Origin of the sequence: Streptomyces bobili (assembly GCF_002154575.1) — a bacterium.
GTDB classification, from domain to species: domain Bacteria; phylum Actinomycetota; class Actinomycetes; order Streptomycetales; family Streptomycetaceae; genus Streptomyces; species Streptomyces bobili.
In genome coordinates, this window is sequence record NZ_MUBA01000149.1 from 4,707 (window position 1) to 30,983 (window position 26,277).

Annotated in this window: 25 protein-coding genes and 1 pseudogene; 9 read left to right on the forward strand and 17 right to left on the reverse strand. The window is 70.3% G+C overall.

Annotated features, from left to right (window positions below):
• Positions 1 to 12: 12 nt before the first annotated feature.
• Positions 13 to 1,407 carry a metallopeptidase TldD-related protein gene (locus BZL64_RS13185; RefSeq protein WP_086769324.1) on the forward strand — a complete coding sequence of 465 codons (1,395 nt, stop codon included), beginning with the start codon at positions 13 to 15 and terminating at the stop codon, positions 1,405 to 1,407.
• Positions 1,408 to 1,463: 56 nt separating this feature from the next.
• Positions 1,464 to 2,732: a tyrosine--tRNA ligase gene (gene tyrS, locus BZL64_RS13190; RefSeq protein WP_086769326.1), complete on the forward strand. Its 1,269-nt coding sequence runs from the start codon at positions 1,464 to 1,466 to the stop codon at positions 2,730 to 2,732.
• A 79-nt stretch (positions 2,733 to 2,811) separates the two neighbouring features.
• Here the strand turns inward: tyrS and BZL64_RS13195 are convergent, their stop codons facing one another.
• Complete coding sequence (locus tag BZL64_RS13195) at positions 2,812 to 3,090, reverse strand: GlsB/YeaQ/YmgE family stress response membrane protein (RefSeq protein ID WP_086769327.1); 279 nt, start codon at positions 3,088 to 3,090, stop codon at positions 2,812 to 2,814.
• Positions 3,091 to 3,290: 200 nt separating this feature from the next.
• On the opposite strand from BZL64_RS13195, the gene BZL64_RS13200 reads away from it, so the two are divergent.
• Both BZL64_RS13200 and BZL64_RS13205 read left to right on the forward strand, forming a co-directional pair.
• Positions 3,291 to 3,737, forward strand: a complete 447-nt coding sequence (locus tag BZL64_RS13200; RefSeq protein WP_086769329.1) for a DUF3099 domain-containing protein — start codon at positions 3,291 to 3,293, stop codon at positions 3,735 to 3,737.
• 189 nt (positions 3,738 to 3,926) lie between these two features.
• Positions 3,927 to 4,187 (forward strand): hypothetical protein, encoded by a 261-nt coding sequence (locus BZL64_RS13205; RefSeq protein WP_086769331.1) that lies wholly within the window; start codon positions 3,927 to 3,929, stop codon positions 4,185 to 4,187.
• Here the strand turns inward: BZL64_RS13205 and moaA are convergent.
• From moaA to BZL64_RS13230, 5 genes are all read right to left on the reverse strand, one after another.
• Positions 4,184 to 5,173, reverse strand: coding sequence for a GTP 3',8-cyclase MoaA (gene moaA, locus BZL64_RS13210; RefSeq protein ID WP_086769333.1), 990 nt, complete (start codon positions 5,171 to 5,173; stop codon positions 4,184 to 4,186). The genes BZL64_RS13205 and moaA overlap by 4 nt on opposite strands.
• 6 nt (positions 5,174 to 5,179) lie before the next feature.
• Positions 5,180 to 6,334 (reverse strand): XdhC family protein, encoded by a 1,155-nt coding sequence (locus BZL64_RS13215; RefSeq protein ID WP_086769335.1) that lies wholly within the window; start codon positions 6,332 to 6,334, stop codon positions 5,180 to 5,182.
• 150 nt (positions 6,335 to 6,484) lie between these two features.
• Positions 6,485 to 8,677, reverse strand: coding sequence for a xanthine dehydrogenase family protein molybdopterin-binding subunit (locus BZL64_RS13220; RefSeq protein ID WP_086769338.1), 2,193 nt, complete (start codon positions 8,675 to 8,677; stop codon positions 6,485 to 6,487).
• Positions 8,674 to 9,654 (reverse strand): FAD binding domain-containing protein, encoded by a 981-nt coding sequence (locus tag BZL64_RS13225; RefSeq protein ID WP_086769340.1) that lies wholly within the window; start codon positions 9,652 to 9,654, stop codon positions 8,674 to 8,676. Before BZL64_RS13225 ends, BZL64_RS13220 begins: the two co-directional genes overlap by 4 nt.
• A 12-nt stretch (positions 9,655 to 9,666) precedes the next feature.
• Positions 9,667 to 10,305: a (2Fe-2S)-binding protein gene (locus BZL64_RS13230; RefSeq protein WP_086769342.1), complete on the reverse strand. Its 639-nt coding sequence runs from the start codon at positions 10,303 to 10,305 to the stop codon at positions 9,667 to 9,669.
• Between the two features lie 276 nt (positions 10,306 to 10,581).
• Between BZL64_RS13230 and BZL64_RS13235 the strand changes: the two genes are divergently transcribed.
• Positions 10,582 to 10,896 carry a hypothetical protein gene (locus BZL64_RS13235; RefSeq protein ID WP_086769344.1) on the forward strand — a complete coding sequence of 105 codons (315 nt, stop codon included), beginning with the start codon at positions 10,582 to 10,584 and terminating at the stop codon, positions 10,894 to 10,896.
• A gap of 198 nt (positions 10,897 to 11,094) precedes the next feature.
• Here the strand turns inward: BZL64_RS13235 and BZL64_RS13240 are convergent, their stop codons facing one another.
• Complete coding sequence (locus BZL64_RS13240) at positions 11,095 to 11,358, reverse strand: hypothetical protein (protein WP_086769346.1); 264 nt, start codon at positions 11,356 to 11,358, stop codon at positions 11,095 to 11,097.
• Between the two features lie 112 nt (positions 11,359 to 11,470).
• Positions 11,471 to 11,773: a hypothetical protein gene (locus BZL64_RS13245; RefSeq protein ID WP_086769348.1), complete on the reverse strand. Its 303-nt coding sequence runs from the start codon at positions 11,771 to 11,773 to the stop codon at positions 11,471 to 11,473.
• A gap of 368 nt (positions 11,774 to 12,141) precedes the next feature.
• Here BZL64_RS13245 and BZL64_RS13250 point away from each other — a divergent pair.
• Positions 12,142 to 12,594 (forward strand): annotated as a pseudogene (locus tag BZL64_RS13250) (dienelactone hydrolase family protein); the annotation flags it as partial.
• 188 nt (positions 12,595 to 12,782) lie between these two features.
• Here BZL64_RS13250 and BZL64_RS13255 read toward each other — a convergent pair.
• From BZL64_RS13255 to BZL64_RS13275, 6 genes are all read right to left on the reverse strand, one after another.
• Complete coding sequence (locus BZL64_RS13255) at positions 12,783 to 14,528, reverse strand: VanW family protein (protein ID WP_086769350.1); 1,746 nt, start codon at positions 14,526 to 14,528, stop codon at positions 12,783 to 12,785.
• Between the two features lie 105 nt (positions 14,529 to 14,633).
• On the reverse strand, positions 14,634 to 15,590 hold the full coding sequence (locus BZL64_RS13260) for an alpha/beta hydrolase (RefSeq protein WP_086769352.1): 957 nt from the start codon (positions 15,588 to 15,590) through the stop codon (positions 14,634 to 14,636).
• Between the two features lie 96 nt (positions 15,591 to 15,686).
• Entirely contained in the window at positions 15,687 to 16,274 is a 588-nt protein-coding gene (locus tag BZL64_RS13265) for a TetR/AcrR family transcriptional regulator (RefSeq protein WP_086769353.1), read from the reverse strand.
• A 131-nt stretch (positions 16,275 to 16,405) separates the two neighbouring features.
• Positions 16,406 to 17,221 carry an oxidoreductase gene (locus tag BZL64_RS13270; protein ID WP_086769355.1) on the reverse strand — a complete coding sequence of 272 codons (816 nt, stop codon included), beginning with the start codon at positions 17,219 to 17,221 and terminating at the stop codon, positions 16,406 to 16,408.
• Between the two features lie 247 nt (positions 17,222 to 17,468).
• Positions 17,469 to 17,642, reverse strand: a complete 174-nt coding sequence (locus BZL64_RS39030; protein ID WP_208639431.1) for a hypothetical protein — start codon at positions 17,640 to 17,642, stop codon at positions 17,469 to 17,471.
• Positions 17,639 to 19,384 carry a CocE/NonD family hydrolase gene (locus tag BZL64_RS13275; RefSeq protein ID WP_208639432.1) on the reverse strand — a complete coding sequence of 582 codons (1,746 nt, stop codon included), beginning with the start codon at positions 19,382 to 19,384 and terminating at the stop codon, positions 17,639 to 17,641. The genes BZL64_RS39030 and BZL64_RS13275 overlap by 4 nt, the downstream gene beginning before the upstream one ends.
• 449 nt (positions 19,385 to 19,833) lie before the next feature.
• Between BZL64_RS13275 and BZL64_RS13280 the strand changes: the two genes are divergently transcribed.
• Both BZL64_RS13280 and BZL64_RS13285 read left to right on the forward strand, forming a co-directional pair.
• Positions 19,834 to 20,403 (forward strand): DUF3291 domain-containing protein, encoded by a 570-nt coding sequence (locus tag BZL64_RS13280; RefSeq protein WP_086769357.1) that lies wholly within the window; start codon positions 19,834 to 19,836, stop codon positions 20,401 to 20,403.
• Positions 20,404 to 20,824: 421 nt separating this feature from the next.
• Positions 20,825 to 21,805, forward strand: a complete 981-nt coding sequence (locus BZL64_RS13285) for a GNAT family N-acetyltransferase (RefSeq protein ID WP_086769359.1) — start codon at positions 20,825 to 20,827, stop codon at positions 21,803 to 21,805.
• Positions 21,806 to 21,883: 78 nt separating this feature from the next.
• On the opposite strand, the gene BZL64_RS13290 is transcribed toward BZL64_RS13285, so the two are convergent.
• The 3 genes from BZL64_RS13290 to BZL64_RS13300 form a co-directional block, all read right to left on the reverse strand.
• On the reverse strand, positions 21,884 to 22,957 hold the full coding sequence (locus BZL64_RS13290; protein ID WP_086769361.1) for a CU044_5270 family protein: 1,074 nt from the start codon (positions 22,955 to 22,957) through the stop codon (positions 21,884 to 21,886).
• Positions 22,954 to 23,580 (reverse strand): RNA polymerase sigma factor, encoded by a 627-nt coding sequence (locus BZL64_RS13295; RefSeq protein WP_086769363.1) that lies wholly within the window; start codon positions 23,578 to 23,580, stop codon positions 22,954 to 22,956. The genes BZL64_RS13290 and BZL64_RS13295 overlap by 4 nt, the downstream gene beginning before the upstream one ends.
• A gap of 556 nt (positions 23,581 to 24,136) precedes the next feature.
• Positions 24,137 to 24,724, reverse strand: coding sequence for a helix-turn-helix domain-containing protein (locus BZL64_RS13300; protein ID WP_086769365.1), 588 nt, complete (start codon positions 24,722 to 24,724; stop codon positions 24,137 to 24,139).
• A 95-nt stretch (positions 24,725 to 24,819) separates the two neighbouring features.
• Between BZL64_RS13300 and BZL64_RS13305 the strand changes: the two genes are divergently transcribed.
• Complete coding sequence (locus BZL64_RS13305; RefSeq protein WP_143663118.1) at positions 24,820 to 26,247, forward strand: MFS transporter; 1,428 nt, start codon at positions 24,820 to 24,822, stop codon at positions 26,245 to 26,247.
• Positions 26,248 to 26,277: the final 30 nt, after the last annotated feature.

Consider the following 26,277-nt stretch of genomic DNA (forward strand, 5'->3'; position numbering starts at 1 on the left):
GGAGGCCGGCCGATGAGCGCCCGTACCGACAAGCCGCACGAGGTCGTGGAGCGTGCGCTGGAGCTGTCGCGGGCCGACGGCTGTGTCGTGATCGCCGACGAGCGGTCGACCGCCAATCTGCGCTGGGCGGGCAACGCGCTGACCACCAACGGCGTCACGCGCGGGCGCACGCTCACCGTGATCGCGACCGTCGACGGCAAGGAGGGCACCGCCTCCGGGGTGGTGTCGCGGTCCGCGGTGACCGCCGGCGAGCTGGAGCCGCTGGTGCGGGCCGCCGAGGCGGCCGCGCGCGGGGCCGCGCCGGCCGAGGACGCGCAGCCGCTGGTGACGGGTGTGGCGCCGTCGCCGGAGTTCACCGAGGCGCCCGTCGAGACCTCGTCCGCGGTGTTCGCCGACTTCGCGCCGGCGCTGGGTGAGGCGTTCGCCCGCGCGCGTGCGGGCGGGCGGGAGTTGTACGGCTTCGCCAATCACGAGCTGGTGTCGACGTACCTGGGCACGTCGACGGGGCTGCGGCTGCGGCACGACCAACCCAACGGGACGCTGGAGCTGAACGCCAAGTCGCCGGACCGTACGCGTTCGGCGTGGGCGGGCCGCTCGACGCGGGACTTCAAGGACGTCGACCCGGCGGCGATGGACGCCGAGCTGGCCGTACGGCTGGGCTGGGCGGAGCGGCGGATCGAGCTGCCCGCGGGGCGCTACGAGACGCTGCTCCCGCCGACCGCGGTCGCGGACCTGATGATCTACCAGCTGTGGTCGGCGTCGGGCCGGGACGCGGCCGAGGGGCGGACGGTGTTCTCCAAGCCGGGCGGCGGCACGCGTCTCGGCGAGCGGCTGTCCGAGCTGCCGCTGACGCTGCGCAGCGACCCGAACGAGCCGGGCCTGGAGTCGGCGCCGTTCGTCGTGGCGCACTCCTCGGGCGGCGACCAGTCGGTGTTCGACAACGGGCTGGCGGTCCCGGCGACGGAGTGGATCAGCGGCGGCGAACTGAAGCACCTCACCACCAGCCGGCACAGCGCGGCCCTGACCGGCCTGCCGGTGGCTCCCGGCGCCGACAACCTCATCCTGGACGGCGGTTCCGACCGCTCCCTGGACGACATGGTCGCGAGCACCAGGCGCGGGCTGCTGCTGACCTGCCTGTGGTACATCCGCGAGGTGGACCCGGCGACGCTGCTGCTGACCGGGCTGACCCGGGACGGCGTCTATCTCGTCGAGGACGGCGAGGTCGTGGGCGAGGTCACCAACTTCCGGTTCAACGAGTCCCCGGTCGGCCTGCTGGGCCGGGTCACCGAGGCGGGGCGCACGGAGAAGACGCTGCCCAGGGAGTGGAGCGACTGGTTCACCAGGTCCGCGATGCCCGCGCTGCGGGTGCCGGATTTCAATATGAGTTCTGTCAGTCAGGGCGTATAACCTCGTAGCCGGTGGTCGCTCGACCGCCGGAAGATCATCAAGGAGATACGAGAACAGTGACGGACATCGTCGACGAACTGAAGTGGCGTGGGCTGATTGCTCTCTCCACCGACGAGGACGCATTGCGCAAGGCGTTCGCGGACGGTCCTGTCACGTTCTATTGCGGCTTCGACCCGACGGCGCCCAGCCTGCATCTCGGCAACCTCGTGCAGATCCTCACGATGCGCCGGATCCAGCAGGCGGGCAACCGTCCGCTGGGCCTGGTCGGGGGCGCCACCGGTCTGATCGGTGACCCGAAGCCGAACTCCGAGCGCACGCTGAACGCCCCCGAGGTCGTCGCCCAGTGGGTCGAGCGGCTGCGCGCGCAGATCGCCCCGCTGCTGGACTTCGAGGGTCCGAACGCGGCGGTCATGGTCGACAACCTGGACTGGACGCAGGGCCTGTCGGCCATCGAGTTCCTGCGGGACATCGGCAAGCACTTCCGGGTCAACAAGATGATCGCGAAGGAGGCCGTGTCCCGGCGGCTCAACTCCGACGCGGGCATCAGCTACACCGAGTTCAGCTACCAGATCCTTCAGGGCATGGACTACCTGGAGCTGTACCGGCGGTACGGCTGCACGCTGCAGACCGGCGGCAGCGACCAGTGGGGCAACCTCACCTCGGGCACCGAACTGATCCACAAGGTCGAGCCCGACGCCGTGGTGCACGCGCTGGGCACGCCGCTGATCACCAAGGCCGACGGCACCAAGTTCGGCAAGACGGAGTCCGGCACGGTCTGGCTCGACCCCGAGATGACCCCGCCGTACGCCTTCTACCAGTTCTGGCTGAACGCGGACGACCGGGACGCCTCGAAGTTCCTGCGCATCTTCAGTTTCCGCTCGCGCGAGGAGATCGAGGAACTGGAGCGCCAGACCGAGGAGCGCCCGCAGGCCCGTGCCGCGCAGCGCGCGCTGGCCGAGGAGCTGACGACGCTGGTGCACGGTGCCGGTCAGACGGCCGCCGTGACCGCCGCGTCCAAGGCCCTCTTCGGGCAGGGCGAGCTGGCGGAGCTGGACGAGAGGACGCTGGCCGCGTCCCTCTCCGAGGTGCCGCACATCCAGGTCTCCGAGCTGGGTCTCGTGGTCGACCTGCTCGCCGAGGTCGGCCTGGTGGCCAGCAAGTCCGCGGCCCGGCGGACGGTGAAGGAGGGCGGGGCCTACGTGAACAACGTGAAGGTCACCGCCGAGGACGCCGTGCCGGCGGCGGAGGATCTGCTGCACGGGCGCTGGCTGGTGCTGCGGCGGGGCAAGAAGAACCTGGCCGCCGTCGAGGTGACCGGGGCGTAGCCGCACCGAGGGGCGCGGGTCGGCCGCTCGGGCCGCGGGTTCTTGCCGGTCGTGCGTCGGCGCGCGCCCCCTCTGACGCTCAGGTGCGCTGCTTGCGCTTGCCCAGCGTCGCCATGTACAGCATGTCGCCGAAGGCCACGATGATGACCGCGGCGATCAGCTGGAAGATGTGCCGGCTCCAGTCGATCCCATTGGTCTCGTCGACTCCGAATCCCCGGGCGACGGCATTGCCGACGATCGCGCCCAGGATGCCGAAGATGGTGGTCAGCCACAGTGGGCTGTGCTGCTTGCCCGGAATGATCGCCTTCGCGATCAGGCCCAGCACGAATCCCACGATGATCGCCCACAACCAGCCCATGGCTGCCTCCTCGTACGGCTCTTCGCCAACAGTGATCTCAGTGTCGGCCCGGCCTGCGTACGCCGCATGTCGGGTGGCGCCGTACGCGGTACGACGCAGCGCGTTCGCCAGGACCGGTGGCGACCCGGTCTCCAGGGCGGCCCGGCCGCGGCGTACCGTGGAGGACGGGGAGTGTTCGAGCGGGCGGATGGTGGAATGTGATGCGGAAGCAGCACGGCGGCGGCGACGTCCAGGTGTTCCGGATCACCGGGGCACGTCAGAGCCTCCAGGACGATGTGCGGGGCCGGCAGCGGCGGTACGTGATCTCGATGTCGGTGCGGACCGTGGCGGTGATCCTGGCTGCGACGCTGTGGAACGTGGAACGGCATGTTGCGGTGGTGGCGCTGGTCCTCGGCGTGGTCCTGCCGTACGTGGCGGTGGTGATCGCCAATGCCGGGCGGGAGAACGCGCCGGGGCTGCCGTCGACGTTCGTGACCGCTCCCGTGCCACCGATGATCACTCCGCCGCGTGCGGAGGAAGCGGAGGAACGGACGGCGCAAGAGGAGCCCTTCGCGGAATCCGCGCGTCAGGAGCCTTCGTCCGCGCGGATGCGGAGCGAGCCCCAGTCGGGGGACGCGGAGGCCGGTCCGGCCGAGCGGCGGCCATGAGTCGGCCGCACGCCGAACCCGAGAGCCGAGCCCAATAAAAGCTGTAGTTCCAGTGCCGTGGCGCCGGGTCGCCGTGACATACTTCCTACGCGCTCCGCATCCCCCGTCGGAGCGACGGACCGACGCCGGGCAGCTCCCCCCGTGGCTGCTCGGCGTCGCCTTTTTCAGCGCACTTGTGAGAAGAAACCTGTGAGTGACGAGACCCCGGTCTGCTCCGCGAAGAGCTGCCGCAGCGACGCCGTGTGGGTGCTGGCGTGGAACAACCCGAAGCTCCACACGCCGGAACGCCGCAAGACGTGGCTGGCGTGCGAGGAGCACCGGGAGCACCTGTCGCAGTTCCTCGGGGTGCGCGGTTTCCTCAAGGACGTGGTCCTGCTGACGGAGTGGGAGTCCCCCGAGGGATCCACCGGGGGCTCCGGCTCCGCGCCGGGCGGTTCCCGGCAGGGTTAGCCGCCGATAGCCGACATCGGGCGGTCCGGCTGGACGAAGGTCGGGTCGTCGAGGCCCGCTCCGGCCTTCTTGCCCCACATGGCCAGGCGCCAGATGCGCGCTATCTCCTCGTCGGGGGCGCCGGAGCGCAGGGCCGCGCGCAGGTCGGTCTCCTCGCGTGCGAAGAGGCAGGTGCGGACCTGGCCGTCGGCGGTGAGGCGGGTGCGGTCGCAGGCCGAGCAGAACGGGCGGGTGACGGAGGCGATGACGCCGACGCGGTGCGGGCCGCCGTCGACGATCCAGCGTTCGGCCGGGGCCGAGCCGCGCTCGGCCGAACCCTCCTCGGTGAGGTCGAAGCGGGTGCGCAGGGCGGCGAGGATGTCGCCTGCCGTGACCATGCCGTCGCGTTTCCAGCCGTGCTGGGCGTCCAGCGGCATCTGCTCGATGAACCGCAGTTCGTAGTCGTGCTCGACGGCCCAGGCGAGGAGGTCGGGGGCCTCGTCGGCGTTGAGTCCGGGCATCAGGACCGAGTTGACCTTCACCGGGGTCAGGCCCGCGTCGCGGGCTGCCTGGAGGCCCTCGAGGACGTCCTTGTGGCGGTCGCGGCGGGTGAGGGTCTTGAAGACGTCCGGGCGCAGGGTGTCCAGGGAGACGTTGACCCGGTCCAGACCGGCCGCCTTCAGCGCGGTCGCGGTGCGCCTGAGGCCGATGCCGTTGGTCGTCAGGGACATCTGCGGGCGCGGGGCCAGGGCGGCGACCCGCTCGACGATGGAGACCAGGCCGGGGCGCAGCAGGGGTTCGCCGCCGGTGAAGCGGACCTCCTCGATGCCGAGGGAGGTGACGGCTATCCCGATCAGGCGGACGATCTCGTCGTCCGTGAGCAGGTCCGGCTTGGCCAGCCACTGCAGGCCCTCCTCGGGCATGCAGTACGTACAGCGCAGATTGCACCGGTCGGTCAGTGAGACGCGCAGGTCGGTCGCGACCCGGCCATAAGTGTCGATCAGCATGTCCCGTCAGACCGTTCCCGCCCCGTGCCCCGCTGTCTCCGGCACCGCCCCGGAATCGCGGTGGATCGGGCCGCTGACGCGGACGAGGGGCAAGCCACTGCCTCGGCCGGCGTGGGCGATGATCTCCGCGGTGATCGAGATCGCCGTCTCCTCGGGCGTGCGGGCGCCGAGGTCGAGTCCGATCGGGGACCGCAGCCGGGTCAACTGCTCCTCGGTGACGCCGACTTCGCCCAGGCGGCGGAGGCGCTCCTCGTGGGTGCGCCGAGAGCCCATCGCGCCGACGTAGCCGACCGGCAGGTCGAGTGCCAGCCGCAGCAGGGGGATGTCGAACTTGGCGTCGTGGGTGAGCACACAGACGGCGGTACGGGCGTCCACGGCCGTCCGCGCCAGGTAGCGGTGGGGCCAGTCGACGACCACCTCGTCGGCGTGCGGGAAGCGCGCCTCGGTGGCGAAGACGGGACGGGCGTCGCACACGGTGACGTGATAGCCGAGGAACCGGCCGGCCTGGGCGAGGGCGGCGGCGAAGTCGATGGCGCCGAAGATCAGCATGCCGGGACGGGTGGCGGCCGCGTGGACGAGGACGGAGAGCCTCTCGGGGCAGGTGTCGGCGTCTCCACCGAGGACGAGGAGCGCGGTACGTCCGGTGCGCAGCTGGGCGGTGGCCCGGTCCGCCACTGCCCGGCCGGTCGGCCCGTCGCCGAGCGCCATGTCGGCGATCCAACTGTCGCCGAGGACACTCAGCGTGGCCCCGAGCATGCTCTCGGGCCCGTCCACGACCTGGGCGACGGCGGCGGGCCGGCCCCGAACCGCCTCGGCGAGTGCCGCGCCGAGATGGGGCTGGGCGGCCGGATCGACACGCCGCACGAGCACGTCGAGTTCGCCACCGCAGGTCAGGCCCACGGCGAAGGCGTCGTCGTCGGAGTAGCCGAACCGGGCACGCTGGGGAGAGCCCTGCTCCTGGAGCACCTGTCGGCACAGTTCGTACACAGCGCCCTCGACGCAGCCGCCGGAGATGCTGCCGACCGCGGTGCCGTCCTGGTCCACCGCCACCGACGTACCGATGGGCAGGGGCGCGCTGCCGGTGACGTCGACGACGGTGGCCAGGGCGAAGGGGCGTTCCTCGCGGCACCAGCGGTGCAGTGTGTCCGCGATGTTGAGCATGGGGTCTCCAGAGCAGACGGTCGCTGTCACAGAACGTGGGCGGGCCGCCGCCGCGGTCGACGGGGGGCGCATGCGCGGCGGCGGCCCAGGGGAGGGTCCGGCAGTCGTACGGGGGTTCGGCTGCCGGACCCGTCTAAGGAGGCGGTGGTGTCAGAGCAACGCCTCGGCGGTGATGGGAAGTTGGCGGATCCGGCGGCCGGTGGCGTTGAAGACGGCGTTGCCGATCGCCGCTGCCACGCCGACCTGGACGACCTCGCCGAGTCCCTTGACGCCCAGCAGGTTGCCGGCGTTGTCCTCGCCGTCGAGGTAGATCGCCTTGAGGTCGGGGACGTCGGCGTTGACGGGGACGAGGTAGTCGGCGAGGCTGGAGTTGACGATGCGGCCGTCGCGGTGGTCGGTGACCGTGTGCTCCAACAGCGCCTGGCCAATGCCGCCTACGATGCCGCCGAGTGCCTGGCTGTCGGCGAGCTTGGGGCTGATGATCCGCCCCGCGTCGTACACGCCGAGCATCCTGCGCACCCGTACCAGCCCCAGGTCCGCGTCGACCGAGACCTCGGCGAAGGTCGCGCTGTAGGCGAAGTAGGCGGACCGGTCGGAGCCGGGTCCCTCGTAGGAGCCGTTCGCCTCCAGACGGGAGCGGTCGTGGCGGGCCAGCAGGCTCTTGTACGTCTCCCCGCGCGCCGTGTTGTTCCGGTCGTACAGTCGGCCGTTGCGCACGACGACGTCGTCCGCGTTCACCCCGTACAGCGGCGACTCGCGGTCTTCCACGGCCAGCTTGATCGCCTGCCGGCGCACCTTGTTGCAGGCGTCGACGACGGCCGAGCCGACGCTGGCCATGGTCGACGAACCGCCGTGCGGCGCGGTGAACGGATACTCCGAGTCCCCCAGCCGGAACGTGACCGTGCGCATGGTCAGCCCCAGGGCGTCGGCCGCGACCTGGGTCTGGGAGGTGTACGTGCCCGGCCCCATGTCGGTGGTGGCCGCCTCCACGACCGCCGTGCCGTCGGCATCCAGCCGCGCCCTGGCCTGCCCCGGGTACCGCCCGCAGTCGTAGGCCCCGGCGGCCATGCCCAGGCCGATCAGCAGGTTCCCCTCCCGTGTGGAGCGCGGCTCGGGGTTGCGGCGGTCCCAGCCGAACTCGCGGGCGCCGACCGTGTAGCACTCGCTCAGCCGGCGGGTGGAGAACTGCTCGTTCGTCGACTCGTCCTCGGCCGGTTCGTTGCGCCGGCGCAGCTCGATCGGATCGATGCCGAGCTCGGTGGCGAGCTCGTCCATGGCGGACTCGATGACGAACGACGCGGGGGCGAAGCCGGGCCCGCGCATCCAGATCGGGGTGTTCACGTCCAGCGGCACCTGCCGGTACGCCTGGCGGACGTTGGGCATGCTGTACATCATCTGGCCCGCGCCCAGGACGGCCTCGGAGAACGTCTCGTACGACGACGTCTCATGGTCGATGTCGTGGATCGCGGCGTTGAGCCGGCCGCGCCGGTCGCTGCCGAGGCGCAGCCGGTACTCGTACGCGGGCCGGAATCCGGTGCCGAAGTACATCTGCTTGCGCGACAGCACCAGTTTCACCGGGCGCCGGGTCACGCGGGCGGCCAGCGCGGCGACGATGGTATGCGGCCAGCAGCGCAGCCCACTGCCGAATCCGCCGCCGACGAACGGGTTGATGACCCGCACCGCGTCCGCGGGGAGGTCGAAGACCGCGGCGATCTCGTCGTGCGTGCCCATCACCCACTGGGTCTTGTCCCACACGGTGAGCCGGTTGCCGTCCCACTGGGCGACGGTGGCGTGCGGCTCCATCGGGTTGTGGTGGTTGCGGGCCAGCTCGTACTTCAGGTCCAGTCGTACGGCCGAGGAGCTCAGCCCCGCTTCCGCGTCCCCACGCGCATAGGGGGTCGGCTCGCCGGGTTCGGCCTTGGTGATGTCGGTCGAGGGCTTGTCGGCGTCGTAGCGGACCTTGACCAGGCTCGCCCCGTGCTGCGCGGCCTCCAGGGTGCCGGCGACCACGACGGCGACCGGCTGGCCGTGGAAGAACACCCGGTCGTCCTGGAACACCCGAAGCCTGCGCCCCTGCGGGTTGTTGGACCCGGCATTGTCGCGGTACGGGAGCTTCGGCGCGTTGCCGTGGTGGATCACCCGCAGCACACCGGCGTGCTTCTCGGCGGCGCGCGCGTCGATGGCGGTGATACGGCCGCGGCCGATGGCCGCGTCGACGATGACGGCGTGCACGACTCCCTTGAGGTCGTGCTCGGCGGCGTACTCCGCCTGGCCGGTGACCTTGAGTCGGCCGTCCACCCGGGACAGCGGTGCGCCTACGGCTGCCTGCGGCTGAGGGCTCATTCCATCTCTCCTACGGTGCGCAGCTGGCGTTCGACGGTCCGCTTGAGCAGCTCGACCTTGAACCGGTTGTGCTGAAGGGGGCGGGCGCCGTCGGACGCGTGACCGGCCGCCTCGGCCCACAGGCGGTCCGAGGGACGCTCGCCGATCAGCGCCTGCTCGACGGCCGGCAGCTTCCACGGCACCGTCGCCACACCGCCGGCGGCAACCTTCGCCTCCCGGATCACACCGCCCCGGATGTGCAGGGCGACGGCCGCCGAGGCGAGCCCGAACGAGTAGGACTGCCGGTCCCGGAGCTTGAGGTAGGCCGACTTCAGCGGACGCGGATACGCCGGGATCTCGACCGCCGTGATCAACTCGCCCCGCCGGATGTTCTGTTCGCGCTGAGGGGTGCTCCCAGGACGGAGCAGGAAGTCGGCGAAGGGGAGGCTGCGGTCCTTGCCGTCCGGGGCCTGCAGACGGACGGTCGCCTCCAGGGCGGTGAGGGCGACGGCGAAGTCGGAGGCATGGGTGGCCACGCAGTGGTCGGAGCCGCCGAGGATGGCGTGACCGCGGTTGTAGCCGCCCAGGGCGGCGCAGCCGGAGCCGGGCTCGCGCTTGTTGCAGTCGGCGGTCACGTCACGGAAGTACGTGCAGCGGGTGCGCTGCATGATGTTGCCGCCGATGGTGGCCATGTTCCGCAGCTGCGCCGAGGCGCCCCGCAGCGCTTGGGCGGCCACCGGGAAGAGGGAGTTCAGCTTGGGGTCGGCGGTGGCCACGGCCATCGGGACCAGGGCGCCGATGCGGATGCCGCCGCCCGCGATGGCGGTGATCTCGCTCAGGGGCAGGGCACTGATGTCGACGAGCGTCTCGGGCGTTTCGACGGTCTCGCGCATGAGGTCGACCAGCGTGGTACCGCCGGCGATGTAACGACCGCCGCTTCTACCGGCGTCCAGGGCTTCCCGGACGCTGCTGACGCGGGTGTAGGTGAAGGGATGCATCGGGGCCGCTCCTTACTTCCGCGCGGCGGTCTGCTCGACCGCGCGCACGATCTTGACGTAGCAGCCACAGCGGCAGACGTTGCCGCTCATGTACTCGCGGATCTCCTCCGGCGAGTTGGTGTGGCCCTCCTGGATGCAGCCGACGCCGGACATGATCTGCCCCGGAGTGCAGTAGCCGCACTGGAAGGCGTCCTCGTCGACGAAGGCCTGCTGCAGCGGGTGCAGCTTGTCGCCCTTGGCCAGGCCCTCGATGGTGGTGACCTCGGCGCCCTCCAGGCGCACCGCCAGCGTCAGGCAGGAGTTGACCCGCTGCCCGTCGACCAGCACCGTGCACGCCCCGCAGGCCCCGGCGTTGCAGCCCTTCTTCGAGCCGGTCAGCTCAAGGTGCTCGCGCAGCAGATCCAGCAGTGAGGTCCGGTTGTCGACCGTCACCGTCCGCCGGGTGCCGTTCACCGTCAGGGACACACGGCTGGAGGGGGCGGCAACCGTGGCGGCCGCTTCCTCGGCGCCGGCCAGGAATGTTCCGCCGGCCACCATGACCCCGCCCACCGCGGCACCGGTGGCGATGACGGTGCGCCGGCTGGGGCCCGAGGTGGACTCACCGGCTCCGGTGGGCGGAGAAACAGCAGAATCAGAGAGTTCAGAGGACATACATTCGCCTTTGCATGACGGACGGATCAGTCGTGTACACCAGCGGGAGACCAGGCATGAGATCGACGGCGCCGCGGGAAACCGGGTGACCGCTCGCCTCGACGGGGCGGCTGATCACGCGGTGAGTCTTGCACCGCAGGCACCACCCATGGCAGGGAGAGTTTTGTCCCCCCATGCTTTTCCTTGGCTTTTCCTTGGCTCTTTTGCCCGCAGGTAAGCACTGAGTAAAGGAGAAAGAGTGTTCATAGTCCCCTCGCTTCCCCCTACGCTCGACACATGACCGAGAACGAGATCCAGCTCAAGGCCATCGCGGCACTCACGGCCCTGCGCGGTGGCGTCGGGACGGAGTACGCCTCCGACCTGCTCGGCGAGGTCATCCCCACGCAGTTCCTCGTCCCTGACACCGAGGACCCGGCGGAGGTCGGCGTTGCCGTGCTGAACCAGCTCTCCGAGCCGCTGAGCGCCCTGATCAACGGCCTCCTGCTGGCCTTCGAGACTGTCGCGGAGGCGTACGACCGGACCGAGCCCGAGACACCCACCGACGAGATTCTCCAGGCGCTCGCGCTGGACATCGCGCGGAGCACGGGCTGATCCCCGTGTGCCTCTCCGACGCGGCGCCGAACGCGAACTCTGAGGGCGCTCCCGGCACAGCCCCTGCCGGGATACGACGTGTGGGCCAGGGATGTGTTGACGATGAGCGAGCGTGGTCGGGCCAGTCGTCGGGCCGATCACAGGAGGAGAATCCCCGGCGGCCGTGGCCGCCGCGCGTGCGGTGACTGCCGCCGCCTCCTACGAGGTCCGGCGAGCCAGGCGGAACAGGACTCGGGCGTACACGAGGGTCGCCGTCGTGATGATCGTGGGGATGACCGCCAGCGCGAGTATGCCTACCGGGGCGCGGCTGTCTTCGATGCGTTCGAAGCGGCCCCGGTTGTCGTCCATCAGGGACCGGTAGCCGAACCATGCCCACATCGCCAGCGACAGCAGCAACCACCCGAGCGAACACTTCTCGATGTGGTGCCCGTCCTGGCGCAACTGCTCTGCTTCTGCCGTCATTTCTCCCCTGCACCGCTGCTGATCAGCGGTCAGTTCATCACAGCGTGCAGGTGTCGACGGCATGGGGTTCCGGGTCCCCAGGCCTCCGGGGCGTTCCGGGTAGGCGGCTCGGTCAGGCGGGCCTGTGCCCGGACGTGGAGTCGATGGCAGCCTGTACCGCTTCCAGTAGCGCGGCCAGGCCACGGGCCTGCTCCCATTCCGCGGCCGTGTACCTCCAGATGTGGCTCCCGCCTGGGAGTTCCGGCCGGCCATGCGTGATCTGCACGATCCACTTGCCCTTCCGGTCGGGGCCCGTGACGCACAGGTGCAGGTGCCGAATGTGGAAGCGGATAGGGGCACCGCCGAAGATCTCCAGTATCCGACCGTCGAAGGAATAGAAGTCTCTGCCGACCGTGGTCGTGATCTCGTCGTTCATGGGGGAACCCTATGCACGGTGACGAGAGGAGAAGGAGATTGGGCTGGATCGGTGCCGGTGAGGTGGCCGACCCGAAACAGGCGGTCGTACTTGTCGGCGACGACCGGATCGGGCCCCGTCGCCCTCCGGACTCGCCGTCCTGAACCGTGACCCGGACTTCTCGCCTGGAGGGGCCCCGCCTGCGCTGCGGGTGAGGCGGAGCTGGGGGAGTTCCTGGCGGCGCGGGTGTGATCGTCGTCGGGTGACGGTTCTTGTGAGCCCTCGCCGTGTTTCAGAGGGATACCCGCGCTGTTCTGCCAGCGGCAGAAGAGCGGCCGGACCGGGCTCGACGATCACTACGGTCCAGTCTCATGACGGCGATGACGGCGATGACGGCGATGACGACGCGTACGGTCGAGTATCCGGCGGACGGTTTGACGATGATCGGGCACCTGGCGTTACCGGCCGGTGTCGACCGCCGGCCCGCGGTGCTGCTCGGACCGGAGGGCATGGGGCTCAGCGACGTCGAGCGCCGCCGGGCCGATGCTCTCGCCGAGCTGGGATACGTAGCGCTGGCCTTCGACCTTCACGGCGGGCGCTACTTGGGTGACCCCGAGGAGATGCTGGCCCGTTGCCTGCCGCTGCTCGCCGACCCTGACCGGATGCGGGGTATCGGCCATGCGGCGCTCGACGTGTTGCGCGCCGAACCGCGGACCGACCCCGACCGGATCGCCGCCGTCGGCTACGGCACCGGGGGCGCCGTCGGGCTGGAACTCGGGCGCGACGGCGTCGACTTGCGCGCGATCGGGACAGTGCAGCTGAGGCCAGGCGGCACCGGCCGGCGCCCGGCACAGCGACGTCCTCGGCAGCGCAGTGACGCAGTGCCCGGCGCCGGCGTGATCAACGTACGGTGCAGGGCACTTTCTGAGCAGGGGATCGAGCTGCACGGGTGAAGCGCTGCCCCGATGTGCGCCACTCGCACCGGTCGCCCCGACGCCGTCGGCTGCAAGCGACTGGCGAGGTTGCGCCCTCAGGGCCGGCGCTCGCTCGGTTCTTCCTCGCAGGTGATTTCGTCGCGGGGCTTGTAGCGCGTGTGGAACGGCTCCCGCCTCACTTCCCGGCCACCGTCGCTGAAGACCCGTTCGACGGTGACGTCGAAGCCGTCGAGCGGGGTCTGCGGTACGCACTTCTCAGAGGTGCTCACCTTCTCCGCCGACTTCCGCACGCTGGTGCGCGGCCCCTTGACCGATGTGATCTCGTCGTACTTGTCGGTGCCGAGGAAGGTGATGGTCACCGAGGTGTCGGTGGACTCGGCCTGGATGTAGATGGCGTTGCCGGAGTCGTTGCTGAACCTCAGATCGAGACTGCCCCAGGCGACGGTCGCCTCGCGGCCCTCGGGGTAGCGCTCGATGTAGAAGGAGTGAGCGCCGTACTCGACGGGCTTGACGCCGGCGAAGAACATCGCGTTGAAGACGGTCGTGGCCACCGCTGAGACACCGCCGCCGGGAGCCTTGGTGTACTGGTCGTCGAGGATCATGATGCCCTCGACGAAGCCGTTCGCCTCGGTGCGCTGCCCGACGGTCCGGTTGAAGCTCCAGGTCTCGTTCGGCATGACGACGGATCCGTTGATGAGCTCCACGGCCCGGCCGATGTTCGTCGTGCGGTAGGCGGCCGGTTCGAAGTTGACGGTGAAGGAAGACATCTTCTCGGTCAGCCCCAGACGCGCCGCGTTCTCGCGGGTGACCTCCGGCTGGATCTGCCGCGTGGCCACCTTGCCGCTCCGGGCGGCGGCGTCCGACTTGGTGAGCAGGGGCAGGACAGCCTTGCTCAGGGCTTTGCCGGTGACCTCTACGCCGTATCTGGCGTCGGCGGCCACCACGACCTTGTCGCCATCGAGCTCCAGCCGGGCGTTTCGGGGAGTGGTGGGGAGGCCGTTCAGAGCGGCGGTCACGGAGGGGGCGGCGCGCAGGCTCTTGCCGTCGAGTTTCGGGGTGAGCCTGCCCGCGTCGTCCGGCCGCATCGTCAGGGACTCGCCCAGCACGGCCGGGGTGATCGTGAACCGCCTGCCACCCGCGCTGAGTGTGACCGGTGCCGACATGGCAGGCTGCGCGAACTCACGCACCGCCCGTCGTATCTCCGCCGCCGTGACTCTGGGCTTGGTCTCGCGTGCGGGCAGCACCGTGACCGAGTCAGCGTCGCCGCGGAGGAAGGGGGCGCGCAGAGCGCCGATCGCGGCGTCCACGTCCAGCGCGTACCCGGTGCGCGGGGCGGTCCGTACGACGCGGCCTTCGTCGAACGCGACGGCACCGTCACGGACCTTCTCATCGAGGGTCTCCGCCAGTTTCCAGACGGCCGCACGGGCCTTGTCCCTGTCGACCCGCACGACCGGCTCGAGGTCACCGCCCGAGCGGAACAGCCCGCCGATCAAGCTGACCGGATCGGTGCCGGTGGACGTCGCCCGGTCAAGGGTTTCCTCGATGTCGAAGGTGAGCCCCGCCTGCCGCGGATCGATCGCGCCCCTGCGGTCGCCGACCTGTACGGCCAGCTTCCGCGGGCCGGCCGCCGGCAGGTGCTGCTCCAGCTTGCGGGCGGCTTCCGCATGGGTCAGGCCCCCTATGGCCACACCGCGCACCGTCGTACCCGCCTTGATCTCACCGCCGGTGAGGAGCAGCGCGGCGACATACAGGCCGCCGACGCCCAGGGTCAACGCACCGCCCGCCAGAGCGACGGGCGGCAGGGAAACTATGCGAGGGAGGGAGGGTACTCGGGGACGCACAGGTCTCCTGAAGGATCGAGGGAACGTGCACCAGCGCCGCGCCACTGCAGACGAGAGCAGTCGGTCAGGCTACGCACAATCGGGTGCCAATGCGTATATCCCAGGTCACACAGGATGGTCTGTCTCCATTTTCGGTCGGTCTCCCAGTGCGTCCTTGAGTGCTCGTGCCTGTCGGCGCCAGAACTCCCGCGAGACCTCGGCCTTGGGAAACACCAGGTCGAAGCCGTGGAAAGCGCCGGGGACGACGTCGAGGTCGCAGGGGACGCCGCTGTCGCTGAGCCGGCGCGCGTACTCGACGTCTTCGTCGTGGAAGAGATCGAGGGTGCCGACGCCGATCCAGGCCGGAGGGAGACCGGTGAGATCCTCGCGGCGGGCCGCGGCCGAGTACGGGGAGACGTCGGGGCCCGCGACGGCGTCGCCGAGGTAGGACGACCAGCCGTACCGGTTGCTCTTGGGCGTCCAGACGCGCACGTTGCGGGTGTCCAGGTCGCCTCTCGTCGTCGTGCGGTCGTCCAGCATGGGGTAGAGGAGCAGTTGGAACGCCGGGCGGATCTCGCCCCGGTCATGGGCGAGCAGGGCGAGGGCGGCGGCGATTCCGCCGCCTGCGCTGGCACCTCCGATCGCGATGCGTTCGACGTCGATGTGCAGGTCGCTCGCGCGCTCGGCCAGTCCGCGCAGTGCGGCGTAGGCGTCCTCGACCGCGGCGGGCGCGGGATGGTCAGGACCCAGCCGATAACGGACCGCGGCGACGGTGATGCCGAGCTCGCGGGCGAAGGCGATGTTCGTACGGTCGTCCTGCTCGGGTGCGCCGAAGATCAGCCCTCCTCCGTGCACCCAGAGCAGCGCCGGAGCCGCCGCCTGCAGGCCGGTCGGCCGGAAGACGCGCAGCGAGACGGACGGCGCGCCCTTCGGACCGGGCACGACGATCTCCTGGACCGTGACATCCGGCCCCGGATCGGTCGAGCGCCACCTCAGGCTGCGCACGATGCGCGACGACAGACGCCCGTAGGACACATTGGGGATGAAGCGACCTCGTCTGAGATCGGGGTGGAAGGCACTCATGGGTCCTCGTTCTTTCCCCTCACCCGAGGGCGTGTGAAATCGTCTGGCCGGCCGTGTCGGACCGGACCAGCTTCTGCTCGGTACGCGGACGGCGTGTCAGTCGTGGTGCTCGTCGTCCAGCAGCGCGAGGGCGTTGCGGACGCCCTGTTCGAGGAGTTGGTCGGCGAGTTGCCGGTCGGTCAGGGCGCGGGAGAGTTGCAGGGTCCCGGCCAGCATGCCGAGGAGGCCAAGTGCTCTGAGACGCGCCGACGGCGGATCGTGGGGTGCCAGGCGGGCGGCGAAGTCGTCGATGAGGACCAGCGCGCCGTCGGTGTATGCCTGCCGGGTGGGATCGGTGGAGCGTGCGATCTCGTCGAGCAGGGCGGCGTTGGGGCAGCCGTCCTCTGTGTTGTCGCGCTGCTCGGGGGAGAAATACCAGCGCACGATCTGTTCGAGGCCGGCGCGGCCGGGCGCCGCCTGGGCGACGATGCTGGCGTGCTGGGCGCGCATCTGGTCGGCGACCGCGGTGGCGACGAGGTGGTCCTTGGAGGGGAAATAGGCGTAGAAGGTGCCGTTGGTCAGGCCGGCGTCCTTCATGAGGGTCGCGACTCCGGAGCCGTCGATGCCGTTGCGTTTGAGCCGGCGCCCGGCCGTCGTGATGATCCGCTGCCGTGTTTCCTCTTTGTGCTCTTTCGTGTACCGCACGAAGTGTTCCTCCTGGGAGCCGGAGCCGGGCCTGTACCCCGGCTGCCGCCGGTCGGGTCGCGCGGGGCTAGGGCGAGTTTGTGACGATCACCTTGGCGGCGACGGCGGGATCGTCGCCGTCGCCGTCCGCGTCAGTTCGGCATCCGGTTGAATCGGCGGACGATGCGGTCGAAGATCCGGGCCGGAAGGACGCGGTGGAACACGCTGATGCCTGCGGCCGTCGAGCCGGCGGTGCGCCGCAGTTTCGGGTTGCGGTCGGTGGCCGCCGCGACGATCACCTTGGCCACGACGGCGGGATCGTCGCCGCCGCTGGTGTTCTTCGCCAGCACCTCGTCGAAGGTGCGCCGCCCCGACGCGTAGAGCGGCATCGGCGTGTCGCCCTGCACGCTGTGATCCCCGAACGGCGTGTTGATCGGGCCGGGCTCGACGAGCAGGATCCGGACCCCGTGTTCGCGGACCTCGTGGTCCAGCGACCCGGAGTAGCCCTCGACCGCGTGCTTGGTCGAGGTGTAGATGGCCATGAACGGGCTGGGGACGAAGCCGCTGAGGGAGGAGACGTTGATGACGCGCCCGCGCCGTTGCGTGCGCATGTGGGGCAGAACCGCCTTGGTCATCCGCATGACACCGTAGACGTTGACGTCGAAGACCTCCTGCGTCCTGGTGACGGAGAACTCCTCGGCGGCGCCGTTGGCTCCGACGCCGGCATTGTTGACCAGGACGTCGATGCGCCCGAACCGGTCGATCACCTGCTTGACCACGGAGGCGACCGATTCGTCGCTGGTCACGTCGAGGTCGAGGTAGGTCACCCCGGCGGGCGCGGTGACCCGCGCGGTGTTGCGAGCGGTTCCGATCACCTCGAAGCCCGCCGCGGCGAAGGCACGGGCCGTCTCCTTGCCGATCCCCGATGAAGCACCTGTCACAAGCGCCACCGGCCGAGTTGCCGCCATCACGAGCTCCCTTGATTTGGAGTACGTCCGTATGTCTTACGACCACATGTCTTACGTTCGTACGACCATAGGGTGGTCGTCGGCCGATGGCAAGCGGGCGTCCGGCGGTTCGGGAAGGATCCGTGAAACGCGGGGTGCGGTACGGGAAGGACCGCCGGTGGACGGCGAGCCGGAACCGCCGGCCGACCTGAGCGCCCGCTCCCTTTTGCTACACCTTGTGGATTTTCCTCCTCATGTGCCTGCCTGGCTACCGCGCCGACGAAACCTCGCCGTAGGTGAGCGTGGAAGCCCCGCCGACGGCATCGACGACGGTGAACGCCGGGCGTTCGGCGGGGTGTCGGTCGCACAACAGCCATGCCACGTCGAGGGAAGGGGCCGCGAAGGTCGTGGTCAGTTCGGCGACCCGGTCGGCGGCGCTCATGCCTGGTCCTTGCGGTCGATGACCGGCAGGATCAGACGGCTGGGGTGCGCCGGGCCGTGGTGGATGTGGTTGACCGCGGGGATCATCTGCTCCTCGCTCTCGCCGGCGATGACGCCGCCGGTGTTGGTGTTGCGGTCGTAGCGCGGGAAGTTGCTGCTGGAGACGTCCACGCGGATGCGGTGACCGGGAAGGAACACGTTGGAGGTGGCGGTCATGTCTACGGTGATCTCGTAGACCGTGCCGGGCTCCATCAGTTCTTCCGTGGCGAGGCCATGGCGATGGCGGGCGCGCAGGATCCCGTCGCACAGGTTGATCGCTCTGCCGTCGGGGAAGACGTCGACGAGCTTGGCGGTGAAGTCGGTGTCCACCGCCGAGGAGGAGACGAACAGGGTCAGGCTGACCGGACCGGTGACCTCGACGGGCTCCTCCAGCACGGGGCCTGCGTAACACAGGACGTCGTCGCGGCCGGTGACGGTCCGCTGGTCGACCGGGCCGCAGAACCCCGGGGTCGTGGGCATGGACGCCCCGCCGGCCGAGGGAACAGGGCGGCGCGGGTCGTAGAGATAGGTGTCATGCCCGGCGCCGGCCGGTTGCTCGGTCGTCAACGCGCCGTCACCGCCCGCTGTGTTGGCGTGGCCGGCGCTGGTGAGGTGGAAGTCGGTCCACCGTGTGTCGGGCAGTGGCCACTCCTGCTCGTCGCGCCACTGGTCGATGCCCATCACGAAGATCTTCACGGGCGCCACGTCGTCCAGCGCGGTGGTGTCGCCCCGCAGCCAGCGGTCGAAGAACTTCACATGCAGGCCGGTCAGGCCCAGCATCTGGGCACTGGCCGGCGGACCGAAGGAGCGGTCGGGGAAGACGCCACTCGCGGACATGTGATCCCACGGACCGATGATGAGCCGCTGACCCTCGCGTGCCTGCGCACTGCCTGCCTGTCGGCGGGCGGTGGTGTAGGTGCGCAGGGTCTGGCCGATGTAGAGGTCGTACCAGCCACCGATGTTGAGCGCCGGGGCGGTGACGTTCTTCAGCTCGGGCGTGAGCTCCATGGCGTCCCAGTACTCGTCGTGGGAGGGGTGGGCCATCCAGTCGTCCCACCACTTCCCGTACGCGGCCAGGACCGGAACCGCACCCGTCGGCAGCACATCGTTGAGAAGCTCGGGGAACAGCGCCGCCTGACCGAGCTGCTGCAGCTGGGACACCGTGCCCTCGCCGACCGGCAGGGCGCGCTGCGCGTCGGCCGTGTACATCATGGCGTTCCACATCGTGACCAGGCTCAGTGACAGCGCACCGCCCGCGGAGAACCAGGGCGCCTCGTAGTTGTCGATCGAGGTCAAGGCCGGCGCGATCGCCTTGAGAGCGGGGGCGCCGGTCACCGCGGTCTCCCACTGGACCATGCCCAGGTAGGACGGCCCGAACATACCCACCGTGCCGTCCGACCACGGCTGCTCGGCGATCCAGGCGACAGTGTCCTCGCCGTCGGCCCGGTCGGCCATATGAGGAACGAACTCTCCCTCCGAGCGGTGAGTGCCCCGGCAGTCCTGTATCACCAGTGCGTACCCGGCCTCCACCAGAGCCAGGAGGTCCGGGAAGGCCGACTGGCCGAAGCCCATCACGTCCTTGCCGTACGGCAGGCGCACGAGCAGCGTCGGAGCCTCACCCTCGGCGGGATGCCACACGTTGGCGGCGAGGGCCACGCCGTCACGCATCGGGACCTGGACGTCTATGTCGTACAGATGCTGCATCGGTGCTCCTCATTGAGCTGACGGCTTCCCCCGAATGTGGGTACGTTGAGAGGTACTCTCGTACCCTGTCAATTACCTGGACGAGGGTCGAGCTGCCCCGACTCGCCTGCGATGCCGGGGGTGGCTGCCGCCCGTCACCGGCGCCGCGTGAGCCGTCGCCGGCCGCTTCTTGACGGTGGTCGAGGACCTGGCCGCGAGGTTCGACCGGTTCAACACGGCCGCCACGTCGCGGCCATGTGGACAGGGAAATCGCAACTTCGACATGGCCCGCGGAGGCGGCTACCTTCACCTCGTCTTCGGCGATCGCCCACGGTCGCGCGGGAGTTCCTCCAGGCCGGGCCACCCACGACGGTATGAGTCGGCCGTGCCCCACCAACCCCCGCCCCGTGCGCAAGCCACCGAACCGGGTCCACGCCAGGCAGCCGCCGGCCCCAACCAGGGAGAGACGCATGTCCCATCTTGCTCTGTACACATTCGGCGTCCTGAAGTCACCCCTCGCCGATCCCGCACCTCTCACGCGGGAGTTCTACGACATCGGTGAGGCCGTCTACCGCAGGATCGGTCAGCATCCCGGATACCTCGCGCATGCTGAAGCGGCAGACGGCGACCGGGGCGCGCTCTTCGAGGCGGACTGGGGTGCGTGGGGAGACTTCGCCGTACCGACTTGGTACGGCAAGGGCCATACGGTGGAGACCACCGCCCTGGCCGCGACCCTCTCGCTCTGGACCGACCTGCGCTCCGCCTTCGATGCGATCTACACCGGTCTGCACCGTGAGGCGCTGCACCGGCGTGCCGACTGGTTCGAGAGGACAGGACACGCGCATTACGTGTTCTGGTGGGTCTCCGACGGGGTGATACCCACCTGGCGGGACGGGGTTTCCCGGCTGGAGCACCTCGACGACCACGGCTCCGCGCCGCACGCCTTCACCTTCCACGACTCGTTCACGCCGGACGGAACTCCGACCAGATCAAGCGCGAAGGCGGCGGGATCGTGGACTCCGGGTCGTCTCGGGCGGTGAACTCGCGCGTCCGCGGCTGCATGGTGCTGGTGCGGCAGGGGGTGAGGCGGCCCACGGCCTCGATCCGGACGCCGCCCCATCGGACCCGTCCGAGTCGCGGCGGGACCGGTGCCCTGCCGCACAGCGGCCACGACGCGCTGGGGGTTCACCGGCAGCGCGGACTCGTTCGCCCCGGCGCACGGTCCCGGACCAGCCGCACCGCCCGGCCCGCGACCTGCACCACCGGCGCCGGCCATTGCGGCTCCGCGCATCGCGCGACGATCCGCAGGCCTATGACCTGTACCTTCACCTGCCGCGGTTCCCGCGGACCGGCAAGGCCGACCGGCCGGGTCCTCGGTCCCTGGGTATCGGTGGACCTTTCGCCTCGCCTGCGGCGCATGCCCGTGGTGCGATGAAACAGGGGGTCGGGAAGGAGAGAACGATGACCCCACCGGCAGGCGAGCACAGGAGTGGCGCGGCCCCGGTATCCGTAAGCCCGCTGGGTGCGGCGGACCTGGATCGGGCCGACGAGATCTTCCGGGTTGCCTTCGGGACGTTCCTCGGGGCTCCCGAGCCGAAGACGTTCTTCGGGGCCGCCGACTACGTCCGCACCCGCTGGGCGGCCGATCCGCAGGCGGCGTTCGCGGCGACGGTCGAGGGCGAGGTGGTGGGCTCGAACTTCGCCGCCAACTGGGGCAGCGTCGGGTACTTCGGCCCGCTGACCGTGCGTCCGGACCTGTGGGACCAGGGCGTCGGCAGGCGCCTCATGGAGCCGGTCATGGACTGCTTCGGCACCTGGGAGAACCGCCACCTGGGCCTGTTCACCTTCGCGCACAGTCCCAAGCACCTCGAGCTCTACCGCCGGTACGGATTCTGGCCCCGATTCCTCACAGCCATCATGAAGAAGCAGGTGGCAGGCAGTGCCGCGGTCCCCGGCCGAGCGCTGTACGGCCAGTTGCCCGCCGCCGAGCAGCCCGCCGCCCTGAGCCTGTGTCGCGAACTGACCGGAGCCGTGTACGAGGGCCTGAGCGTGGAACGCGACATCGTGGCCACGCACGCTCAGGGACTCGGTGACACCATCCTGCTCCAGGGCGCCGGCTCCGAGCTGGACGGCCTGGCCGTCTGCCACTGCGGAGCGGGGTCGGAGGCCGGCGCGGACGTGTGCTTCGTCAAATTCGGCGCCGTACGCCCCGGCCCGGAGGCCACCAACCGGTTCGAACGACTGCTCGACGCGTGCGAGCAACTGGCCGCCGAGCGCGGACTGGGGCAACTCGACGCCGGGATGAACCTGGGCCGCCAGGATGCCTACCGGCGCATGATCGACCGCGGCTTCCGCACCTGGTTGCAGGGCGTGACCATGCACAGGCCCAACGAACCCGGCTACAGCCACCCCGACGCCTACGTGATCGACGACTGGCGCTGAGCCCCGCCGCACGGCCGGCTCGGTCGGGGCGCCCCAGGGGCGGGGCCGCGGCCCGCGCCGCGGCCCCGCCTCCAGCGGTCAGCTCTGACGCTCGGTCCGAGTCCGCTGCGCCTCGGTGGGCTGCCGGCCGGCCTGGTCGACGACGGCGTGCTCCAGCTCGGCCACGCTGGACAGCAGGGTCCCGGCCTTTCCGTATGGGGCGTCCTTGGTCAGGTAGCTGCGGGAGCCCAGGAAGGAGAAGTCCGTCTCGTCGAAGACCCACTCGGTCCGGATGCCGTACCGCGTGTCGTCGCGGGCGATACCGAGGCCCTTGCGGCCGATCGCGTCGCGGGCCCGAGGGGCCGGGGTGACACCCGGGATCTTCGCCGCGGCCCGGTAGAGGGCGGCGGCCGTACGGGGCGGCATCACCCCGCCGAGCAACGATCCGATCTGCTCGAACACCGCCTGATCACGTTCCCGTCCATCGGCCTGCGGGGTCGTGGAGTACAGATAGGTCAGCAGCTTGTCGGTGTCGGTGGGCAGCGCGCTGAGCCAGCGGTAGGTGGGTCGGTTGATACCGGCGGGTGTGCCCTCGGTGTCACCGAGTTCGGCGTTGATGGGCAACGTCTCACCGTCCTCCCGGATCAGGCCCAGCTTCCGCAGGGGTCCCGGCTCCTGAGCGGCCCACACCTCACGGTCCATCAGCGGGCCGAGGACGGCTTTCCCACTGGTCAGGTCGGCGCCGCGGGCCTTCTGCCTCGTGTAAAGGAACTGGTCGTCGCGCACCGTGCGGCCGGCGCGTGTCTCCGTGGCGTCGGAGATCCGGTCCAGGAGCGCGGCGGCGGGCTGCATGTCCGTGGCCGCACCGTGCGACGCGGTGCCGGCGGGCGCCGGGTCCCCGCCGGTCAGCGCGATCCCCACGGTCACCGCGCAGGCCAGGGCCAGAGCGGTCGCGGGTGCCAGGACCGCAGGCCGCAGCAGTCGGCGCGTGGGCCGGGTACGGGCGACCTGGTCGTGGTCGATGTCGTGGTCGATGTGGTGCATCAGCAGGTCCCTGTGACGAAGGTGCTGCTCGTGCGGAAGGTCCCATTCGGCCGGGGCAGGGAGCAGGCGGGCGATCTCCTCGCGGTCGCCGTGCCGCTCCGGGGAAGCGCCGGTGGTGTCGTCGTTCATGTGAGCTCCTCCCGTACGGGCAGGGCCGCGATCGCGGCCGCACTTGTCATCTCTCCGCGGGCGGTCGGTGGTTCCCGGTCTTCCTCCGCGAGGTGAGCGAGCTTCTTGCGGGCACGCGAAAGGCGGGACCGTACGGTTCCGACGGCGATGCCCAGCGCTTCGGCCGTCTGCTGGTAGTCCAGGCCGGACCACACGCACAGGGCCAGCACCTCCCGCTCCTGGCGCCGCAGCCGTCCCAGCGCGGTCTGCACGGCACGCAAGTACCGTGCGTCGTCGATGCGCCCGATCGTCCGAGGCGCGAAGTCCTCCTCCACACGTGGTTGCGGCTGACGCGCCAGGAACAACTGCCGTCTGCGCACTCCACGGCGGGCGTTGTCCGCCTTGTGGGTGGCGATGCCCAGCAGCCAGGGCAGCAGGGAGCCGCCGTCCTCCTGCACGCGCAGGCGGGTCCGCCACGCGGTCAGGAAGGTGTCGGACATGATCTCTTCGGCTGTCGACCAGTCGCCCGTCAATCGCAGCCCGTGGTTGTAGACGGCGCGGGCGAACTGCTCGTACAGCAGGGCGAACGCCTCTCGGTCCCCCTCGCGCACACGGCGACGTACATCGTCTTCTGAGTCCCTCACGACTACTTCTCTCCGCGACACGGGAGGAGTTCCAGTGGCCTGTGTCACCTACTGGTGCCAGCGCAACGCCGTAGAAGTCCGGAGGCACATCGTGGAAGGGGGCGCCAGGGGCCCTCGGCGCGGTGCTGGTACGACCGGTGGGGCGGCGGACGCTGACCGGCTCGCGGTGCCGGCGCGGGCCTGACGCGCAGGACAGACCATGCCGGGACTTCGTTCCTGCCTTCGCCCGCGTCTGCGGTGTCACCGGCAGCGCCGCGCCGCAGGTATGGGCACACCGTGCCCGTTCGCACGCCGCACGGGACGGCGATCGGTGTCCGCGAACGCTGGTCATGCGGGAATGGGAACGAGAAGCCACGCTGGGGCGGATTCGCCCGTACCCCGTGAGCAGACTGGAGAACCCGCGGCGCGTTCACCCTCTCGATGCCGACCGCCGTGCTGCGCGTCCGCGAGCTGTGCAGCAGCACGTCGACCGGGGCTTGAGCCGGTGCGATCCCTCTCCGGTGAATGCCCGCCGGATGCGCGGCAGTTGTCGTCGGCAGCCGTCGGCGAGCCTTCGTCATCCGGCTGCTTCCGGGCCGGGCGGATGTGTGCGGTTGACGGCCTGGTCGCCGTGGGGGCCGAACAGGTGCAGGATCTCCACCGCTTCGGCGTGGGCGGGGCCGAACCAGTGCGGTGTGCCGGTGTCGAACTCGGCCACCTCGCCCGGCCGGAGGATCGTGTCGCTCGTCCCGAGGACGAGACGCAGCTCGCCGGCGAGGACGTAGAGCCATTCGTAGCCGGAGTGGGTCACCAGCTTCGGTTCGCGGTGTGCGAGTACCTGTTTGAAGACCTGGACGCGGCCCGGGTACTGCGTGAGCGGGACGAGGATGCTTCCCCGTTCCCGGCTGCGGGGGGTGAGGTGGACGCGGGGATCGCCGGTGGCCGGCGCCGCCACCAACTGGTCCAGTGCGACGCGATGGGCGCGGGCGAGCGGGATGAGGAGGTCGAGCGTCGGGCGCCGCCGGCCCGATTCGAGACGCGAGAGCGTGCTCACGGAGATACCGGTGTCCTCCGCGAGAGCCTCGAGGGTGAGGCCCCGGCCGCGCCGCAGCGTGCGCAGCCGTGGCCCGATGCTGTCGAGGAGTTCGGCGAGTTCGGCGTCCATACGGCCATTTTGCGGTCTCCGCAAAACTTCTGGGCCTGGGCCCGCTCCCGCACCGAGTCTGAGCGCAGCCGATCCGCAGAGAAAGGGCCCCTCCCGTGCTCAGAACGTCCCTGGCCGCTCCGCCCTCCCCACCCGACGCACGCCGGCGCTGGTCGATCCTGGCCGTCTGTGCGCTCAGCATGTTCCTGGTGGGCGTGGACACCACCATCGTCAACGTCGGCCTGCCGGAGATCGGACACGGCCTCGCAGTGGGCACCCACGGCCTGGAATGGGTCGTCGACGCGTACACCGTGGTCCTGGCCAGCCTCCTCGTCGTCTCCGGCGCGCTCGCGGACCGGTGGGGTCGCCGCCGGGTGTTCCGGTGCGGACTGCTCGTCTTCGGCCTGGCCTCTCTCGCGTGCGCCCTGGCCCCGTCGCTGGGCGTCCTCGTCGCAGCAAGGGCCGTACAGGGCATCGGAGCGTCGATGCTCAGTCCGGTGGCCCTGGCGATCGTGGTGAACGCGATGCCCGACCCGCGGGAGAGGGCACGGGCGATCGGCGTATGGGCGTCCGTCTTCGGGCTGAGCATGGCGGCGGGCCCGGTCACCGGCGGTGCGCTGATCGCCGCCTTCGGCTGGCGTTCGGTGTTCTGGATCAACGTGCCGGTCGTCGTCATGGCCCTCGTCCTGGTGGCCGTGTTCGTGCCGGAGTCCCGTGCGGCGCGCGCCTGGCGGCTCGACCTTCCCGGCCAGGTGCTCCTCACCGCGCTGATCTGCCTCGTCGTCGGCGTTCTCATCGAAGGCCCCCGTATCGGTTGGACCTCGCCCGCGGCCCTCGCCGGCTACGCCCTGGTCACGGCCGCGGCGACCGGATTCGTCCTGGTCGAGCCGCGGCGCGAGGACCCCCTGATGGACCTCGGCCTCTTCCGCCGGCCACCCTTCGCCACGGCGGTGCTCGGAGCCACGGCGGTATTCGTCGCGCTGAACGTCAGTCTGCTGCTCAACACCCTCTACCTTCAGCACACCCGAGGCTGGACCCCGCTCGAGTCCGGTGCCGCCACCCTGCCCATGGCAGTCGGCGCCACCCTGTGCGCGCCCTGGTCCGGCAGTCTGGTGGCGCGTCTCGGACCGCGACGCCCGCTGATCCTCGCGGGCGCGTTCACGACGGCCGGCGGACTGTGCCTGACGAACCTGGGCCAGCACACGAGCGTGCCGCTGATCCTCCTCGCCCACCTGCTGATCGGCGTCGGGTTCGGCTTCGCCAACGCGCCCCTCACCAATACGGCGGTCAGCGGTCTGCCGTCGTCCCGTGCCGGTGTGGCAGGGGCGATCACCTCCACCGCCCGCCAAGTCGGTGCGGCGGTCGGCATCGCCGTGGCGGGGGGACTGGTCGCGGGCACCGACCCTTCCGGCTTCGCCGCCGCGTCGCGTCCGGGCTGGCTGCTCGTGTCGGGATGCGGGGTCTTCCTCTTCGTCGTGGCCCGCGCCTCACAGCCCGCGCCCGCCGTCACCTCCCATGACGTACCGGGCCGATCACGTGACTGAACGAGCGTCTGACGGGTTGTCCGCGGTGGG